At 70.3% G+C, this 12,341-nt stretch carries 12 protein-coding genes and 2 rRNA genes; 9 read left to right on the top strand and 5 right to left on the bottom strand.

All coding sequences use genetic code 11. The features are described from left to right. Positions 1-60 precede the first annotated feature (60 nt). Genes DP939_RS35265 through DP939_RS35245 form a run of 5 tightly spaced genes read left to right on the top strand, consistent with a single transcriptional unit; the run spans position 61 to position 4,516 of the window. A complete protein-coding gene (locus DP939_RS35265) occupies positions 61-1,059 on the top strand; it encodes a PstS family phosphate ABC transporter substrate-binding protein (protein ID WP_199565629.1) in 999 nt (332 codons plus the stop codon). 6 nt (positions 1,060-1,065) lie between these two features. Beyond that, the gene (pstC, locus tag DP939_RS35260; protein WP_113985182.1) at positions 1,066-2,001 is read left to right on the top strand and encodes a phosphate ABC transporter permease subunit PstC; all 936 of its coding nucleotides are present in this window, start codon (positions 1,066-1,068) and stop codon (positions 1,999-2,001) included. Next, a complete protein-coding gene (gene pstA / locus DP939_RS35255; protein ID WP_113985181.1) occupies positions 1,998-2,903 on the top strand; it encodes a phosphate ABC transporter permease PstA in 906 nt (301 codons plus the stop codon). Before pstC ends, pstA begins: the two co-directional genes overlap by 4 nt. 27 nt (positions 2,904-2,930) lie before the next feature. Beyond that, entirely contained in the window at positions 2,931-3,758 is an 828-nt protein-coding gene (pstB, locus tag DP939_RS35250) for a phosphate ABC transporter ATP-binding protein PstB (protein WP_199565628.1), read from the top strand. A gap of 26 nt (positions 3,759-3,784) precedes the next feature. Beyond that, entirely contained in the window at positions 3,785-4,516 is a 732-nt protein-coding gene (locus DP939_RS35245) for a response regulator transcription factor (protein ID WP_113985179.1), read from the top strand. Positions 4,517-4,678: 162 nt separating this feature from the next. On the opposite strand, the gene DP939_RS35240 is transcribed toward DP939_RS35245, so the two are convergent. After that, the gene (locus DP939_RS35240) at positions 4,679-6,430 is read right to left on the bottom strand and encodes a substrate-binding and VWA domain-containing protein (protein ID WP_158578882.1); all 1,752 of its coding nucleotides are present in this window, start codon (positions 6,428-6,430) and stop codon (positions 4,679-4,681) included. A gap of 150 nt (positions 6,431-6,580) precedes the next feature. Here DP939_RS35240 and DP939_RS35235 point away from each other — a divergent pair, with 150 nt between their 5' ends. The 3 genes from DP939_RS35235 to DP939_RS35225 are packed head-to-tail and all read left to right on the top strand — an operon-like array spanning position 6,581 to position 8,318. Continuing rightward, the gene (locus DP939_RS35235; protein WP_113985177.1) at positions 6,581-6,877 is read left to right on the top strand and encodes a hypothetical protein; all 297 of its coding nucleotides are present in this window, start codon (positions 6,581-6,583) and stop codon (positions 6,875-6,877) included. Continuing rightward, complete coding sequence (locus DP939_RS35230) at positions 6,874-7,725, top strand: sensor histidine kinase (protein ID WP_113985176.1); 852 nt, start codon at positions 6,874-6,876, stop codon at positions 7,723-7,725. Before DP939_RS35235 ends, DP939_RS35230 begins: the two co-directional genes overlap by 4 nt. After that, the gene (locus DP939_RS35225; RefSeq protein ID WP_113985175.1) at positions 7,722-8,318 is read left to right on the top strand and encodes a response regulator transcription factor; all 597 of its coding nucleotides are present in this window, start codon (positions 7,722-7,724) and stop codon (positions 8,316-8,318) included. Before DP939_RS35230 ends, DP939_RS35225 begins: the two co-directional genes overlap by 4 nt. A 30-nt stretch (positions 8,319-8,348) precedes the next feature. On the opposite strand, the gene DP939_RS35220 is transcribed toward DP939_RS35225, so the two are convergent. Together DP939_RS35220 and DP939_RS35215 are read right to left on the bottom strand one after the other, a co-directional pair. Next, positions 8,349-9,122 carry a hypothetical protein gene (locus tag DP939_RS35220; protein WP_113985174.1) on the bottom strand — a complete coding sequence of 258 codons (774 nt, stop codon included), beginning with the start codon at positions 9,120-9,122 and terminating at the stop codon, positions 8,349-8,351. After that, positions 9,119-10,045 (bottom strand): ABC transporter ATP-binding protein, encoded by a 927-nt coding sequence (locus tag DP939_RS35215; RefSeq protein ID WP_113985173.1) that lies wholly within the window; start codon positions 10,043-10,045, stop codon positions 9,119-9,121. The genes DP939_RS35220 and DP939_RS35215 overlap by 4 nt, the downstream gene beginning before the upstream one ends. Before the next feature lie 195 nt (positions 10,046-10,240). On the opposite strand from DP939_RS35215, the gene DP939_RS35210 reads away from it, so the two are divergent. Beyond that, on the top strand, positions 10,241-11,779 hold the full coding sequence (locus DP939_RS35210; protein ID WP_225878692.1) for an alpha/beta hydrolase: 1,539 nt from the start codon (positions 10,241-10,243) through the stop codon (positions 11,777-11,779). A gap of 90 nt (positions 11,780-11,869) precedes the next feature. On the opposite strand, the gene rrf is transcribed toward DP939_RS35210, so the two are convergent. Together rrf and DP939_RS35200 are read right to left on the bottom strand one after the other, a co-directional pair. Continuing rightward, a 5S ribosomal RNA gene (gene rrf, locus DP939_RS35205) occupies positions 11,870-11,986 on the bottom strand. Positions 11,987-12,100: 114 nt separating this feature from the next. Further along, positions 12,101-12,341: ribosomal RNA gene (locus tag DP939_RS35200) — 23S ribosomal RNA — on the bottom strand; the annotation flags it as partial.

Raw genomic sequence — 12,341 nt, 5'->3', positions numbered from 1 at the left:
TTTGCGCCAGTTGGATCGGTGGTGCATCGAGAAGAGTTAACGACCAAAGGACGACTGACCGTGACAAGTGGACAGCGCCGCCTGAGCGCGGTGGCAGCATCGGCGGCCTTCATCGCTCTCGTCGCGGCCTGCGGCGGCAGTGGGAATAACCAGACGTCCGCCAGCCCCGGCGCCTCGGGGGGCGGCGAGCAGCAGGCCGGGCAGCAGCTCAGCGGCGACATCAAGTCCGACGGCTCCAGCACCGTCGGGCCGCTGACCACGGCCGCATCCGAGTTCTTCGCCGAGGAGCAGCCCAAGGTACGGGTGTCGGTGGGCACCTCCGGCACCGGCGGCGGCTTCGAGAAGTTCTGCAACGGGGAGACCGACATCTCCAACGCCTCCCGTCCGATCAAGGACGAGGAGAAGGCGATCTGCGACTCCAAGGGCGTCGCGTTCACCGAGCTGACGGTCGCCACCGACGCGCTCACCGTGGTGGTGAACAAGGAGAACGACTGGGCCAAGTGCCTGACCACCGACCAGCTCAAGAAGATCTGGGAGCCGGCCGCCCAGGGCAAGGTGAAGACCTGGAAGGACGTCGACGCCAAGTTCCCGGCGGAGCCGCTGGCGCTGGCCGGTCCGGGCACCGACTCCGGCACCTTCGACTACTTCACCGACGAGATCAACGGTGAGGAGGGCGCGAGCCGCAAGGACTACAGCGCGTCGGAGAACGACAACGACGTGGTCCAGGCGGTCAGCGGCGCCAAGGGCGGGCTCGGCTACTTCGGGTTCACCTACTACGAGGAGAACATGGACAAGCTCAACGCGGTCCAGGTCGACTCGGGCAAGGGCTGCGTGACCCCCAGCGTCGAGGCGGCCCAGGACGGCAGCTACACGCCGCTGGCCCGTCCGCTGTTCGTCTACGTCAAGAACGAGTCGGCCAAGCGCCCCGAGGTGAAGGCGTTCATCGACTTCTACTCCGGCAACATCAACAAGATCGCGACCGACGCGAAGTTCATCCCGCTCAACGCCGAGCAGGAGGGCAAGCTCAAGACCGCCGTCCAGTCCCTGTCCGGCAGCTGACCCACCATGGCCTCAACCAGCAAGGCGACCGTCCCGGGAGGCCCCTCCCTGGGGCGGTCGCGCCCGCGCTACGGCGAGCTGATCATCAAGGTGATCCTGGTCCTCGCCGCCGTCGTCTCCGTGGCGACCACGATCGGTATCGTGGCGGCGCTGCTGGAGCCCACCATCGAGTTCTTCGGCACGGTCAGCGTGGTGGAGTTCTTCACCTCGATCGAGTGGGGACCGCTGTTCAACCCGCCGAGCTTCGGGGTGCTGCCCATCGTGGTGGCCACCCTGCTGGTCACGATCATCGCGATGATCGTCGCGATCCCGCTCGGGCTGGCCGCCGCGATCTACCTGTCGGAGTACGCGAAGCCGCGCGTCCGCAAGGTCATCAAGCCCGTCCTTGAGGTCCTGGCGGGCATCCCCACGGTGGTCTTCGGCTTCTTCGCGCTCACCTTCGTCACGCCGCTGCTGCGCGACTTCCTGCCGTTCACCCTCGACTACCGCAACGCGCTCAGCGGTGGCCTGGTGGTCGGCGTGATGATCATCCCGACGGTCGCCTCGCTGGCCGAGGACGCGATGTCCGCGGTCCCCAACTCGCTGCGCGAGGGGGCCTACGCGCTGGCGTCCTCACGGATGATCGTGTCGCTGCGGGTCGTGCTGCCCGCCGCGCTGTCCGGGATCATCGCCGCGGTCATCCTGGCGTTCTCCCGGGCCATCGGCGAGACCATGATCGTGGTGATCGCCACCGGCGGCCGGTCGATCTTCACCTTCAGCCCGGCCAGGGAGATGGACACCATGGCCTCGTTCATCGCCCGCGCGGGGTCGGGTGACGTCCCGGTCGGGTCCATCGAGTACAAGACCATCTTCGCGGTGGGCGCGCTGCTGTTCGTCATGACCTTCCTGATGAACTACGTCAGCGCCAAGGTCGTACGGCGTTACCGGGAGGCCTACGAATGACCGTCCTCACCTCCATCGGCAAGGCGGCGAGCCCCGGCCCGCGGCGGCTCGCCGGGCGGCGACGTCCGGTACGCGAGACGGTGTTCCTGATCGCCCTGCAGCTCAGCCTGGTCGTCGCGATCGCCTTCCTGGCGGTCCTGCTCGCGTACGTGATCAGCAAGGGCTGGGCCAGGCTCGACCCCCGGCTGTGGGAGAACATGCCCTCCATCCGGCGGCCGGAGAACGCCGGGGCCCAGTCGGCGATCGTCGGCACCATCTACCTGATGGGCCTCACCGCCCTGTTCGTCATCCCGACGGGCGTGCTGGCGGCGATCTACCTGGAGGAGTACGCCGACCGCAACAAGTGGTACAACCGGCTGCTGGAGCTCAACATCCAGAACCTGGCCGGCATCCCCTCGATCGTCTACGGCATCCTCGGCCTCGGCATCATCGCCCGGGTCATCGGTCTCGGCTTCGGACTGATCACCGGGGCGCTCACGCTGGCCCTGCTGGTGCTGCCGGTGGTGATCATCTCCGCCCGGGAGGCGATCCGGGCCGTACCGCCGTCGATCAGGGAGGGGTCGCTGGCGCTGGGCGCGACCCAGTGGCAGACGATCTACCGGCAGGTGCTGCCCTCCTCCATCCCCGGCATCGCGACCGGCTCGATCCTGGCCCTGTCCCGGGCCATCGGCGAGGCGGCCCCGCTGGTCATGCTGGGCGCGGCGACGTTCGTGGCGTTCAACCCCGAGTCGCTCACCGACGGCTTCACCGCCCTGCCCCTGCAGATCTACAACTGGATCGGCCAGTCCCGGCCGGAGTTCGGGGTGCTGGCCTCGTCCGCCATCGTCATCCTGCTCGCTCTGTTGCTGGTGATGAACTCGGTGGCCATTCTGCTCCGCAACCGCTACCAGAAGCGCTGGTGAGAAGGAATGTCTGAGGTAGGAACCTCCATGCCGAACGTGACGGTCCGAGGCCCTGAGGTCCCCCGCAACATCCAAGCCCTCGATCCCGTCTTCGACGTTTCCGGCCTCAGCGTCTTCTACGGCGACTACGAGGCGGTGCGCGGCGTCAACATGATCATCGGCAACCGCGAGATCACCGCCATGATCGGCCCGTCCGGCTGCGGCAAGAGCACCGTGCTGCGCTGCTTCAACCGGATGAACGACCTCATCCCCGGGGCGCGCGCGGCCGGCAAGATCACGTACCACGGCGAGGACCTGTACGGCGATCACGTCGACCCCATCGAGGTCCGCCGCCGGATCGGCATGGTGTTCCAGAAGCCCAATCCGTTCCCCAAGTCGATTTACGACAACATCGCCTACGGCCCCCGGGTCAACGGCACCAAAAAGGGGATGGACGGCATCGTGGAGGAGGCGCTGACCAAGGCGGCGCTCTGGGACGAGGTCAAGGACAAGCTCAAGCAGAACGCGCTGTCCCTGTCCGGCGGCCAGCAGCAACGCCTGTGCATCGCCCGCGCCATCGCGGTCAAGCCCGAGGTGATCCTGATGGACGAGCCGTGCTCCGCGCTCGACCCCATCGCCACCACCAAGATCGAAGACCTGATGCAGGAGCTGTCGCGCGACTACACGATCGTGATCGTCACGCACAACATGCAACAGGCCGCCCGGGTCTCTGACCGCACCGCTTTCTTCACCGCCGAGGTGGACGACTCAGGAGTACGGCACGGACGCCTCGTCGAGTACGACGAAACCAGTCGCATCTTCACCAACCCGAGCGACAAGCGCACCGAGGACTACATCACCGGACGCTTCGGCTAGCTCGGCCGACCAATTGGAGGACCCGGGTGATCCAGCCGCAGACGGCACCCGAGGTGGACGGGGACACCCGGACGGCGCCCATGCTGCTGGTGGCCGATCCGGACTCGGCGCTGATCCGGGAACTTGCGTCGGCGCTCGAACGCGAAGGCGTGGAGGTGGCCGGCGCTCCGGACGGCGCGCAGGCGCTGATCCAGGCGGGCGCGCTCCGGCCCGACGTGGTCCTGGTCAGCGCGACGCTCACGGTCATCGGGGCGGTGGACTTCGTCCGGGCGGTACGCCGCTCGCGTACCGTCCCGGTGCTGCTCGGTGTGGGCGAGGGGCACGCCGAGCAGGCCGTGCAGGCACTGGCGGCGGGGGCCACGGCGTGCGTGGCCCGGCCGTACCGGGTGCCCGAGCTGCTGCCGATGGTCCAGGCCGCGTTCAGCGGCGGCGACTCGGGGGGGCGCCGGCTGCTGACGGTGGGCAGTGTGGAGCTGGACGTACACGCGTATCAGGTGCGCGTCGCGGGCAAGGCGGTCCATCTGCCGCTGCGCGAGTTCGAGCTGCTGTACTACCTGATGCGCAACGCCGACCGCACGGTGACCCGTGAGCAGATCATGCGGCACGTCTGGAACTCCGCGGACAGCACGTCCACCAACACGATCGCGGTCCACGTCAAACGCCTCCGCGCCCGCCTGGGCGACCACGAGGACCGCCTGATCCAGACCGTCCGCGGGGTCGGCTACCGCCTGGTCACACCCCAGCCCCCCGAACAGTAGCCACGCCGCGAAAGGTGGCCGCCCGCCGCGCCCACAAAGCGCCACCGCGGCCACCCGAACCTCCCGCGGCCCCAGCCGCAGGCCACAGGCCACGAACGGCCCGTGTGCGCAGGGACGCCGGCTGACGGTCTGATGTGCCGGCGGCATGCTTCTTTCTTGGCTTCAGTCGCGGCACTCCACCGCGCACGGGCGGCGGGTGACGGCGTCGCGGATGGCCTGGCGGGCCCGTGGCACGGTCCCGGCGAGGTACGCCCTGCCCCCGGTGGCGGCGGCGATCCGGGTCAGCTCCGCCCTGCCGGCGTCCGGGCCGAAGCCGACCGCCGCGATGGCCACCGGACGCTTGGCGTCGGACTCCTCCCCCAGCGCGGCGACCAGCTCGTCCAGACCGAGTGAGCCGCTGTCCGGGCCGCCATCGGTGATCAGCACCACCAGCCCGGGCTCGTCCGCCGAGGCGTGCGAGACCGCCTCGCGGTACGCGGCCAGCACCGACTCGCGCAGCCCCGCCCGCCCGCCGACGCCGGTGGCCAGACCGGCGGACGCCGCGCGGATCTTCGCGGACCTGCCCGTGACCGGCCCGATCTCCAGCACCTCCCGGTAGGGGCGCCCGCCGTCCAGCCCGTGCGCGAACCGCCAGATGCCCACGGAGCTGCCCTCCGGCAGCACGCCGATGCCCTCCCGGACCAGCCGCCCGGCCAGCGCGGCGCGCGTGCCCGCCGTACCGGGCACCCGCCTGCGCATCGACCACGACGTGTCCACCAGCATCAGCACCCGCACCGGCGCGGTCACCTCGCCGATCGCGTCGAGCGCGCGGGCGGCCCTGGCCACCGGCAGCGGCGCGAGCCTGGGCGGCTCCTGCGCGCGCAGGCCGCGCTCCTCGTCCACGCCCGCCCCGGCCCGCCCCTCGCCGTCGCGGAACCCGGCCTGCCGTACGGCCCGCCTGCCCTCCGCCGAGGTGACCGTGTCCTGGAAGACCAGCGCCGTGGCCCGCCGGGTGCGGTCCTCGGTGAGCACCAGGTACGGGTGGTCCAGGCTGACCGCGCCCTCCTCCGGGTAGATCCCGGACGCCGGGACCTCCGGTTCGGCCGCGTTGTACGTGAACAGCCGCTGCTCGGTGGTGACCGCCGCGACGCCGGCGTCGCCGCCGAGCACCTCCAGTGCGGCGGCCGGGTCGGGCACGATCGCGGCGCGCAGCGCGGAGACGTCCTTGGCGAGGTCGCCGAGCCCGAGTACAGCCTGGCCCACGGCCCACCGCCGGGGGTCGGGGACCCGCAGCGAGAGCCGGCCGCCCGCCGACATCATGTTCCAGGTCGGACGGCCTGCCGCGGCGGCCAGGCGACCGGCCCGCGCCTGCCGTACGGCCAGGATCACCGGTGTGCGCGCGACCGACGGACCGCGCACCCCGCCGACCCGCGCGGGAGCGCCGCCCGTGGCGGCCAGACCGGCCCAGCCCGAGGACTCGGGCACCCAGACGTCGGGCCCCGGCTCGCCCGCGGCCAGCGCGGCGGCGACGTCGTACGACCGGCCCGCCCGCACCGACACCTGCGCGCAGCCGGTACGGTCGGCGTCGCGCTCGGCGAGCGCGCGCAGCACCGGCGCGATCTCCGGGGCGGCGGTGACCCGCACCCGGTCGGCGGCGGCGCAGTCGGCCGGGCCCATCACCGCCCACACCCCGCCGGTCGCCAGCGTCAGCGCCATGACCACGACGGACGCGGCCACCGCGGCCCGCCCCCGGCCACGCCGCGGTGGCGGCAGGAACTCCTCGGGCGAGAGGATCGGCAGGTCCTGCGGGGGCCGCGGCGGACGGATCTCACGGTCGTCCGGCGGCCACACCCGGACCTGGTCGGGCCACTGGGTACGCGGGTCCGGGCGACGGCGGCGTGCCGGAGTCCGAGTAGAACGCTGTCGCTTGACCAATTCCCGTACCTTGTGTCGCCGCGGACCGAACCCCGATGCAGTCGGGATCTTAGCGCCCCGCCCCGCCCGCCCGAGGGTGGTCGGCGTACCTGGTGGCATAGCAGAATCGAATGGTCACCCCACGCGCAGCAGAAGGACGAGCCCAGCGGCATGACCCGAATCCCACGGCTGGACACGGCCCGGCGGATCTTCACCTACGCCGCCGACACCATCGGCGCGTTCTTCGGCATGCTGGTCGGCCTGCAGAAGCTCGCCACCCTGGTGCTCACGTCCGGTGACCACCTTGACGCCGCGCTGCGGTGGCGTTCGGCGGCCGCGGGGATCTGCCTGATCGCGGTCTACGTCTGCTTCTGGCGGATGAACCGCACGGTCTTCCGGGAGAACGCCCCCGCCCGACCACCGACATCGTCGTCTGCGGGCTGTTCGCCGCGGCGGCCGTTGGCATGAACCCGTACGGCGGCGAACTCGCCGCCATCCTGTGGCTCATGGGGACCGTCCTGCACATACGGCTGAAGACGGCCATCGCCGCAGGGGTCTTCATCGCCGTCGTCCCGCTCTGGTACATGACGATCATCTACAGCGACGAAGGCACGGGCGGCGTGGGCTTCTGGGCCCTCAACCTGCTGATCATGTTCGCCTGGGAGGGCGTGCTGTCCGGGCTGATGCTGATGCTGCGCTGGCTGTGGGGGGCGACGCAGGAGCTACAGACGGGCCAGGAGGCCAGGGCCCAGCTCGCGGTCTCGGAGGAACGGCTGCGCTTCTCCCGCGACCTGCACGACCTGCTCGGGCACAGCCTGTCGGTGATCAGTCTGAAGAGCGAGCTTTCGGCCAAACTGGCGCTGAAGGACCCCGCCAAGGCCGCCGGGGAGATGCACGAGGTGCGCAGGCTGGCCAGGGACTCGCTGAAGGAGGTGCGCGCCGCCGTACGCGGCTATCGGGACATCGACCTGGACGCCGAGCTGGCCAGTGTGCGCGCCGTGCTTGAGGCGGCGGGCATCCGCTGCGCCGTGGACGCGCGGACCGCCGACCTGTCCCCCGAGCGCCGCGCCCTGCTGGCCTGGGCGGTACGCGAGGGGGTCACTAACATTCTCAAGCACAGTACGGCGACACAATGCTCGATCACGATTCACGAAGGGGTGCTGGAAATCCGCAACAACGGCGTGACCGGCTCGCCCGGCTCGACGGGCAGCGGCCTGCACGGGCTGTCCGAACGGATCTCCACCGAGGGCGGCTCGCTGTCCGCCGGCCCCACCGACACCGGCGAATACCTGCTGCGGGCGGCGATGCCGGCATGATCCGCGTTCTGCTCGCCGACGACGAGCACCTGGTCCGCGGCGCGCTGGCCGCCCTGATCGGCCTGGAGGAGGGCCTTGAGGTGGTGGCCCAGGTCGGCCGCGGCGACGAGGTCGTGGCCGCCGTCGAACGACACCGGCCCGACGTCGTCGTACTGGACATCGAGATGCCGGGGGCCGACGGCCTCACCGCGGCCGAACGCATCCGCGGGCAGTGCGCGATCGTGATCCTGACCAGCCTCGGCCGCCCCGGCTACCTGCGCCGGGCGATGGCCGTGGGGGTCAGCGGCTTCCTGGGCAAGGACGCCTCGGCGGAGGAACTGGCCACCGCCATCCGCAAGGTGCACGCAGGCGGCCGGTACCTGGACGCCGAGCTGGCCGCCGCCGCGATGGCCGCCGGGGACAGCCCGCTCACCGCGCGCGAACGGGACGCGCTGAAGCTGGCCGACCGGGGCGCAGACGTACGCGAGATCGCGGCCGAGCTGCACCTCACCGAGGGCACCGTGCGCAACTACCTGTCCAGCGCGATGACCAAGCTTAACGCCGGCAACCGGCTGGAGGCGATCCGCACCGCCCAGCGGATGGGCTGGCTGTAGCCCGCCGGGCGGCCGCGCGGTCGCGGGCGGTCAGGCGTCGCGGCGGCCGAGCGCGACGACCGCGGCGGCCAGCAGTACGACCACCCAGCCGGCCAGGATCACCGAGGCCCCCGTGGCCGATCGCGCCCACGACTCCGCGCCCGGATTGATCATGTTGGTGACCGCCGCGCCCGGGAAGAACGGGTAGATGTTCTCCCGCGGCCACTTCGGCAGCACCATCGCCACGAACCCGGGCAGGTAGATCCCGCCGATCATGATCGCGATCGTGCCCGCGGAGCTGCGCACCAGCGTCCCCACCGCCAGTGCCACCAGCGCGACCAGCGGCAGCAGCAGCGCGCCCCGGGCCACCGTCCAGAACACCCCCGGATCGCCCAGACTCGCCTGAAGATCCTTGGCGGCGAGCAGCGACTGCCCCGCGAAGAACGACGCGAAGACCGTGACCACCCCGGCCACCAGCCCGAACAGCCCCACGACCAGGGCCTTGCCGCCCAGCAGCAGGCCCCGCCGGGGCACCGCGGTCAGCGTGCCCACGATCTGCCTGCTGCCGTACTCCGAGGTGATCACCAGCGCGCCGAACACCGCCAGCGCGACGATCGCGACGTCCATCCCGCCGAGCGACAACGTCACCGGGTCGATCAGCGCCCGCTGCATCCGGGGGAGCTGATCCCAGGCGGCCACCATCGTCGCGGACACCAGCGCGCCGAGGACGACCGAGCCGAGGACGCCGACGATCAATGTCCAGTACGTCGAGCGGACCGACCGCGCCTTGGTGACCTCCGAGGCGAAAACGCCGATCGCGGTCATCGGGTGCCCTCCTTGCCGTTGTGCCGTGCGCCGCTGAACTCCACGTCCACCGCCGTCAGGTCCATGAAGGCGGTCTCCAGCGAGGCCCGCTGCGGGGCCAGCTCGTGCACCGGCACGCCCTCGCGGGCGGCCAGCTCGGCGATCCGCTCGATGGCCAGCGCGGTCACCCGCAACTCACCCTCGGCCGCGGCGACCTGCGCCCCCTCGGCGGTGAGCACGGCGGTGAGCCGGGCGGGCTCCGGAGTACGGACCCGGATGTAAGCGCGGGCATTGTGCTCGATCAGCTCTCTGGTGGTGGTGTCGGCGACCAGTTCGCCGCGCCCGATCACGATGAGCTGATCCGCCAGGCCCTCCATCTCGCTCATGATGTGGCTGGACACCAGTACCGTGCGCCCCTGCGCGGCGAACCCGCTCAGCAGGGTGCGCATCCACCTGATGCCCTCCGGGTCCAGGCCGTTGATGGGCTCGTCGAACATGAGCACCTTCGGATCACCGAGCAGCGCCGCCGCGATGCCCAGCCGCTGACTCATGCCGAGCGAAAAGCCTTTCACCCGCTTACCGGCCACCGTGGAAAGCCCGGTCAGCTCCAGGACCTCGCCGACCCGCCGGCGCGGAATGCCGTTGCTCTGCGCGAGCGCCAGCAGATGCGCCTTCGCGGTGCGGCCACCGTGAACGCCACGCGCCTCCAGCATGGCCCCGACCTGCTGCAACGGGGCGTCCAGGCGGGTGTACGGCATGCCGTTGACGGTCGCCGTGCCGCTCGTCGGACGGTCCAAACCCAAGATCAACCGCATTGTCGTGGTCTTGCCCGCGCCGTTCGGACCGAGAAATCCGGTGACGACGCCGGGACGTACCTGAAAGGTCAGCCCATGCACCGCACGGGTCTTCCCGAAATGTTTGGTGAGGCCGGCAACCTCGATCATCCGCGTCCTCCAGAATGCTCCTGGGAAAGCTCACCTTCGCTACCACGAGCGTGCCGGAAATGGCGGCATGCCGGATAGTGGCGCGAATCACCGGCCCTTCATGACAGGCATCATATGAACCGGCCGACATTTCTCATGTTCCGCCGATGATGCGCGCGACTGTCGGTTCCGCGTTATTCAGGGGACCCTTGTCGCATGCTTTTCCAACGGCCTGGAAAGACCCGAGCGGCGTTCCTGGTGATGCATGTGGCGCTGCTGGTGGCGGCGGTCATCATGATGCTGACCGGCTGCGCCACGGCCCGCCCCGCGCCCGCCACCCCCGCGCCGGACGCGGGCAGCGCGCCATCGGCCGCGCTCGCGCCCTATTACGCGCAGCGTCCCTCCTGGACGGACTGCGGGCAGGGTTTCCAGTGCGCAAAGGTGCGCGTACCGCTGGACTACGACGATCCGGGCGGGCGGCAGATCACGCTCGCGGTCAACCGGCTGCCCGCGCTGCCCGGCGGGGAGCGGATCGGCTCGCTGATCCTCAACCCGGGCGGCCCCGGTGGTTCCGGCCTGGACAACGCCCGGGGCACCGGGCCGATCTTCGACCGGCAGGTACGCAAGCGGTTCGACGTGGTGGGCTTCGACCCGCGCGGCGTCGGCGAGTCGACCCCCGTACGCTGCCTGGACCCGGCGGAGTTCGCCAAGCGGCAGGCGCCGCTCTCCTTCGGAGACGGCGAGAAGGAGGCGGTGGCGGAGTGGCGCGCGCTGGCCGCCGAATGCGCTCGGACGTCCGGGTGGCTGCTACCGCACATCGGGACGGTCGACGCGGCGCGCGACATCGACGTACTGCGTGCCGTGCTCGGGGACCGGCGGCTGAACTACCTCGGCTGGTCCTACGGCACCGAGCTGGGCGCGGCCTACGCGGACCTGTTCCCGGCGAAGGTCCGCGTCGCGGTACTGGACGGCGCGGTGGACCCGGCGGCCGAGCCGATGGACCTGGCGGTGGCCCAGGCGAAGAGCCTGGAGGTCGCGCTACGCGCCTTCACCGAGGACTGCCTCACCCAGGACGACTGTCCGTTCCGCTCTCGGACGCTGGAACCGACCGCTTCGGAGATCGCCGCCCTGGTCGAGGCGGCCGAGGCCCGCCCGCTCAACGGCCGGATCGACGGCGACCTGGTGCTGACGGGGCTCGCCGCCGGCCTGTACTCCAAGCAGCTCTGGCCGCTGCTGCGCAAGGCACTCGGCGCGGCGTTTCAGAAGAAGGACGGCGAACTCCTCGCCGACCTCGGCGAAGGGCTGATGGGCCGCCGCCCAGACGGGACATGGACCAACCAGATGGTCGCGGGCCTGGCCATCCGCTGCGCGGACTGGCCACGCACCACACGGCAGGCCGCCGCGGAGGCGGCGCGGCGGACCCGGGACTACCGTACGTTCGGCGGGGATCTGGCTCTGGCGTGGGTACAGTGCCTGTCCTGGCCGGTACAGCCGCCGAAGGGGCCTCGCTCGATCCCACATGCCAAGGGCTCCGCACCCATCCTGGTCGTCGGCACCCTACGCGACCCGGCGACGCCTCACGCCTGGGCGGTCGCACTGACGGGACACCTGGACAACGCCCGGCTGCTCACATACGACGGCGACGGGCACGGGGCCTATCTGCTGGGCGGCTCGAACTGCGTGGACGACGCCGTGGACCGGTACCTCATTGACGGGGAACTTCCCCGGGAGGGCAGCCGCTGCCCCGCGGTGTAGGAGGGCAAAAAAAGAGAGAGGCCCCTGGTCGAGGCACGTCCTTCAAAAGGACACGTCTCGACCAGAGACCTCTCACCATATTCAAAAATTGTGCGGCAGCGACCTACTCTCCCACACCGTCCCCAGTGCAGTACCATCAGCGCAGGCAGGCTTAACTTCCGGGTTCGGAATGTAACCGGGTGTCTCCCCACCGCAATAACCACCGCAACACATCGAAACCACCAACCGGCACAACCCACCACAACGATGGGCGTGACCTGGTTGCAGTCTCAGAATCACACAGTGAACGCGAGCACCACACACAGCACAGACATGTTTGTTGTGGTCAAGTCCTCGGCCTATTAGTACCAGTCAGCTCCACGCCTCACAACGCTTCCACCACCAGCCTATCAACCCGGTCATCCACCGGGAGCCTTACCCCACCAAAATGGGAGGGAGACCTCATCTCAAGGCAAGCTTCCCGCTTAGATGCCTTCAGCGGTTATCCTTCCCGAACGTAGCCAACCAGCCATGCACCTGGCGATACAACTGGCACACCAGAGGTTCGTCCGTCCCGGTCCTC

The sequence above is a fragment of the Spongiactinospora rosea genome (assembly GCF_003315795.1).
GTDB classification, from domain to species: domain Bacteria; phylum Actinomycetota; class Actinomycetes; order Streptosporangiales; family Streptosporangiaceae; genus Spongiactinospora; species Spongiactinospora rosea.
Note: the sequence above shows the minus strand (reverse complement) of the source record. Positions and strands in the feature narration are given on the sequence as shown.

What these genes read in the sequence shown, in the direction of transcription:
- pstC (WP_113985182.1), top strand. Translation starts at nt 1,066, where the DNA reads ATGGCCTCAACCAGCAAGGCGACCGTCCCGGGAGGCCCCTCCCTGGGG.
- pstA (WP_113985181.1), top strand. Translation starts at nt 1,998, where the DNA reads ATGACCGTCCTCACCTCCATCGGCAAGGCGGCGAGCCCCGGCCCGCGG.
- pstB (WP_199565628.1), top strand. Translation starts at nt 2,931, where the DNA reads ATGCCGAACGTGACGGTCCGAGGCCCTGAGGTCCCCCGCAACATCCAA.
- DP939_RS35235 (WP_113985177.1), top strand. Translation starts at nt 6,581, where the DNA reads ATGACCCGAATCCCACGGCTGGACACGGCCCGGCGGATCTTCACCTAC.
- DP939_RS35230 (WP_113985176.1), top strand. Translation starts at nt 6,874, where the DNA reads ATGAACCCGTACGGCGGCGAACTCGCCGCCATCCTGTGGCTCATGGGG.
- DP939_RS35225 (WP_113985175.1), top strand. Translation starts at nt 7,722, where the DNA reads ATGATCCGCGTTCTGCTCGCCGACGACGAGCACCTGGTCCGCGGCGCG.
- DP939_RS35220 (WP_113985174.1), bottom strand. Translation starts at nt 9,122, where the DNA reads ATGACCGCGATCGGCGTTTTCGCCTCGGAGGTCACCAAGGCGCGGTCG.
- DP939_RS35215 (WP_113985173.1), bottom strand. Translation starts at nt 10,045, where the DNA reads ATGATCGAGGTTGCCGGCCTCACCAAACATTTCGGGAAGACCCGTGCG.
- DP939_RS35210 (WP_225878692.1), top strand. Translation starts at nt 10,241, where the DNA reads ATGCTTTTCCAACGGCCTGGAAAGACCCGAGCGGCGTTCCTGGTGATG.